The organism is Moorena sp. SIO2C4 (assembly GCF_010672485.1).
GTDB lineage: Bacteria > Cyanobacteriota > Cyanobacteriia > Cyanobacteriales > Coleofasciculaceae > Moorena > Moorena producens.
Map to the genome: position 1 here is coordinate 1 of NZ_JAAHGN010000605.1, position 4,522 is coordinate 4,522.

5 protein-coding genes are annotated in these 4,522 nt (G+C 44.1%); 1 reads left to right on the forward strand and 4 read right to left on the reverse strand.

Annotated elements, in window-relative coordinates; genetic code table 11:
• From F6K20_RS25465 to F6K20_RS25475, 3 genes are all read right to left on the reverse strand, one after another.
• The coding region (locus tag F6K20_RS25465) for a hypothetical protein (RefSeq protein WP_287296494.1) at positions 1 to 429 on the reverse strand (429 nt) is incomplete at its 3' end.
• A gap of 177 nt (positions 430 to 606) precedes the next feature.
• On the reverse strand, positions 607 to 765 hold the full coding sequence (locus tag F6K20_RS25470) for a hypothetical protein (RefSeq protein ID WP_287251627.1): 159 nt from the start codon (positions 763 to 765) through the stop codon (positions 607 to 609).
• Between the two features lie 615 nt (positions 766 to 1,380).
• Positions 1,381 to 3,027, reverse strand: a complete 1,647-nt coding sequence (locus F6K20_RS25475) for an asparaginase (RefSeq protein ID WP_009149634.1) — start codon at positions 3,025 to 3,027, stop codon at positions 1,381 to 1,383.
• A 447-nt stretch (positions 3,028 to 3,474) separates the two neighbouring features.
• Here F6K20_RS25475 and F6K20_RS25480 point away from each other — a divergent pair, with 447 nt between their 5' ends.
• Positions 3,475 to 3,903: a DUF29 domain-containing protein gene (locus F6K20_RS25480; protein ID WP_044494509.1), complete on the forward strand. Its 429-nt coding sequence runs from the start codon at positions 3,475 to 3,477 to the stop codon at positions 3,901 to 3,903.
• A gap of 236 nt (positions 3,904 to 4,139) precedes the next feature.
• On the opposite strand, the gene F6K20_RS25485 is transcribed toward F6K20_RS25480, so the two are convergent.
• On the reverse strand, positions 4,140 to 4,484 hold the full coding sequence (locus F6K20_RS25485) for a PIN domain-containing protein (protein WP_438941760.1): 345 nt from the start codon (positions 4,482 to 4,484) through the stop codon (positions 4,140 to 4,142).
• Positions 4,485 to 4,522: the final 38 nt, after the last annotated feature.

The following is a 4,522-nucleotide window of genomic DNA, read 5'->3' on the forward strand; positions in this document are numbered from 1 at the left end:
GTTTGCGTTCGCGTAGCGTGGCCGAAAGGCCATCCCATTAAGGATTAGATACCGCAAGGTCAAAAAGTAGGGTGTGTTAGGGGCGCGCCTTGCCATCATATTCAACTTCGTAGCCAGTAGCCCCGTAACGCACCACCACAAGGCTTGCCCTGATTTTCCGCCTCTTTGCGCCTGCTTGGCACAGCCCGCCCGAAAATAATTGTCACGGGCAAGATGCCCGTGCCACAACAACATGCCCGTGCCACAACAACATGCCCGTGCCACAACAACATGCCCATGGTACTTACCGGGTCCGCTACCAAAAGTCGAAAGAACGGGCAAGATGCCCATTCCACGGCAGGATAGATAATCGTGATTTTTTGATGCCATCATGGAAGTAGCTCCTACTTCGTTGGGAGGAAAGCCGCGCTGGGGATGGTTAACGGGCATATCCAGCGCGGTTATTAGTTTCAGCGTCTACTTTCTATACTATACATAACTACTTGAAAAAATGCAAGGGATAATTAATTATTATTACATTTATTTACAATTATTGTGTATCCCATTTTTTTAAATAAATTATGTGTAATTTATGGTTAGGTTTTTCCTTAGTTTAGCCGTTAGCTATTACCTGATATAGTTAGGGAGGGTGGGCAGTGCTTGAAACCAATAAAAACAGATAGCGATCGCATTAATAGCACTGCCCACCTCAGGATTAATCACAATCGAAAAAGTTAGGGAGGGTGGGCAGTGCTTGAAACCAATAAAAACAGATAGCGATCGCATTAATAGCACTGCCCACCCTAGGATTATAAATTTTGGCTCTCCTAGGGTGGCTATGATAAATTAGTATAAAATAATCGCCATAGCCCTTACTAAGTAAGGTTTTGAGCCCACCTCAGGATTAATCACAATCGAAAAAGTTAGGTAGGGTGGGCAGTGCTTGAAACTGATAATAATAGCTAGGGTCCCCATTAATAGGCACTGCCCACCCTAGGATTATAAATTTTGTACTCTTGAATTCAACTAAAACAGTTTCTAGCCTAATGAGGTAGACAATATTTTTTATCTGTTCCCTGATCAGTCAATCCCGTAGGGTCTCCTGATGGAGTATCCCGTAGTTCCTGTCTGGTGGGCAGTGGATCAGATAGATTTACCAAGCTTGCCAATCCCCTTAGCCACTGCCCACCCTACGATTCTAATTATCATGTCCGGATAATTACCTGGTGGGCAGTGGATCAGATAGATTTACCAAGCTTGCTAATCCCCTTAGCCACTGCCTACCCTACGATTCTAATTATCATATCCGGATAATTCCCCTTAATCAAAATCTCCCCCATCTCCCCATCTCCCCATCTCCCCACCCTACCGTTAATTATGGATATTCAAGCGGACTTGATATTATTTCTTCTTGCCCTTACCCTGGGATTTATGTTTGCCCTTACCCTGGGACTGTTCGGGGGAAATCGGTTCGGGATAAATATAGACAGGCTCTTTGCCGTAATTCTGGATATAAAGTTTGGTGCCACCATCAGTAGTTTCACCTTCTAGGATCAGCTTGGATGAGCGGGTGTCAGGATCTGGTTGCGCCGGTGCCTGATAAACAGCTTGGTTGTCCCGGTCATAGAAGATTAATTGACCGTCTTCTTGCATATGCAATTGACCGGGCAACTTGGCAGAGCTGGGATCCTCAAGCAAAACGAAAGGCTGTTCTAAGCTAGTGCCACTTAAGACTGGACCCTGTCCGGGCTCGTTGGTCAAAATGGCAGTGCCATCAAGAGCCATAATCGTCTCTCCCGGCGCTAAGAAGCCTTCTCCTCTGGCATCGAGAACGTTGACATCCATAATCTCGCCGACGAGATTGGTCATCATCAGTTCTTTAATCTTGTATTGATCCCAGTTATAGTATTTAGCTAAGAGCTTTAAGTAAGTCAGCTTGCTGGCAGCCGCAATTGGGGTCATATCATAAGCACCAACTGCTCCTACCTGACTCAGCCAGGAACCTGCTGCATAAGTCTGGGAATTGACAATCCCGCTGAGAACCTGTGTACAGTCAACGATCACCGTACCGTTGTTATTAGCTTCTTGGAGAGTTTTATAAATCGCCCCATTCTCAGGAGTGTCTGGATTGCCAGAAGGGAAATTCCCTGCCCCATAAGACTCCAGAATTAAACCATCTACTCCCTGATTAATACAGGCCGCCAGCATATCCCCAAGTACGCTGGTATTGGGGTCAGTAGAGACATCATAATAGGCGGGGAAAGCGGAAAAGGGAAGAACGGTAGTGTCGTTAATATTATCGTTAATGTAGGTTAGTTGAGCCAATAAAGCGTCATAAGCAGGCTCGCCCTGGACAGAGAGTGCCAGGGAGGGGTCTGTGGGCAAGGGGCGCACGAGTTTGTTGTTCACGTCAAACTCTAACCCATATTCCCCAATATTGGGATAGTTGGGAGTGGAGAAGGCTTTGAACTCACTGGCGTTGGTCTTGACCGTGCGATTGCCCCTCATTAAGGTGGAATCAAAGTACAGACAAACTTCAGGTACACCTTCACAACAGGAGGTTACGGCACCACAGACGTTTTGGAGTGCATCGGTGTTGAAACGTACAGTATAGGAAGAGTCCGCTTTCTCTACAAATAGTGGCAGTTGGGACCCAGTCACAACCACCGGCTTGCTCAACAAAGCGTTATAGTTGCCATCGCTATCCAGCCCCGTCATCAAAAACGACAGTATCGAAGCCGTCCAAGCCATGGTGTCCGTGCCATGGAGCACAATAAAAGCCTGATAGCTGCCGTAGGCTTCTAGGATTGCCATCGCAATTGTACACCAGTCTTTCGGCTGCAAGTTGGTACTGTCGAGAGTGCTGTTATTCGGACCAAACCCGATATCAATATAACCAATGGTACAATCGGGATATTGACTTTGAATAATCGGCAAAATATTCTCATCAAACGCCTTTTGGAAACCAACAGTATCTAGTGGATACAGCCCATCAGGTCCCTGCACAGAACCAATCGTGCCCCCTGTGTATAAAATCCCTATGTTCATTAAACAATTAGAAAATTTGTTTGCTACTAAAGTATACAGAATTGATGGAAAAAGGGAACAGGGAGTCGGGAGTCGGGGAAAGAGTTACCATAGAGGAATACTCCTTTTTTACGCCGCCATCGCTTATATTTGTAAGCCTATAGCCAAGTTAATAAAGAGTTACCAACTCCACAAATACTACAGTTAGCCTAGAAGCGCGATCGCATCTGCCAATCCATGACAGCAGTAGGGTGGGCAGTGGCTGATGATATAGATTCACGGCTGCTGGCGATTCTCTGTGGAATGGGCATCTTGCGTGGAACTGGCATCTTGCCAGTTTCAATATATTTTCGTGCGGGCAGGATGCCCACTCTACTATTTTCGTGCGGGCAGGATGCCCACTCTACTCCTATTCATTCTAAGACTGACGCAACGTCAAAATCTGAAATAACATTAGTATCTAAAATCATGAAAACCTACACCTCTTATGACACTGACTACTATCAATGGATAAACGAAACGGTAGAAAATCTCCGAAACCGTAATTTTAGTGAAGTGGACTGGGATAATTTAATTGAAGAAATTGAAAGCATGGGTAAAAGTGAAAAACGAGCATTATTGAGTCTTTTAACCCGTCTTTTAGAACACTTGCTGAAACTGGCTTATTGGAAGTCTGAACAAGAACAAAACAGGAATCATTGGGCGGCTGAAGTGGTTAACTTTCGCGCCCAAATTAAAACTATTATTGAGGATAGCCCTAGCCTTCGTACTCAACTGGAAATTTTCTACAACAAAGCCCATCCTAGTGCGGTAAAATCCGTTTCTAAACTGTTTACACTTCCTCCAGAAGCGGAAATTGATTTCACACAAGCTTTGGATGAGGATTGGTTTCCATAACGCTTTGCGAGTTGTTTAAGTACATAGTTATGGTTGTTTAGGGAACAGGGAACAGGGAACAGGGAACAGTAAATAGAGCAATTGGCCTCTAAAATATTTTTGTTTCTGGGAAATTAATAAGCATAATTTATGGTTTTTGCGCACTACTAAAGCGTTTTTAATAACTATAAATTACACATAATTTTCCCCCAATTACCGATTTCCGATTCCCTGTTTCCTACGTTACAAAACTTTAGTTATGTTACTCTATAGTCCCAGGGATTGATAATGGCAATATTACAGTTTTTAAAATCATCAACATTCCGAGTAGCAAGGGTAGCATGATGGCTATAACAAATAGCTGCAATTTGAGCATCGGCTTGAGAAATTGGTTGTCCTATTTTTTTTCTTTCGCATGCAATTGATGCAAAACTTACAGCCGCTTTTTGGTCAAAGTAAAGAATACGGCCTGAGAAGTCTTCTGTAAACATTAAGTTAGCCGCTTTTTGCAGTTCATCTTGTCTTTTACCTTGGGGTAAAATAGCCAGGGTAAGCGCAAGAAAAAATTGCCCATAATGTGCATTGGCTGGATATCGGTTGATCGTGGCTCGAAACCCCTATAATCTCGTAGAACTTGATA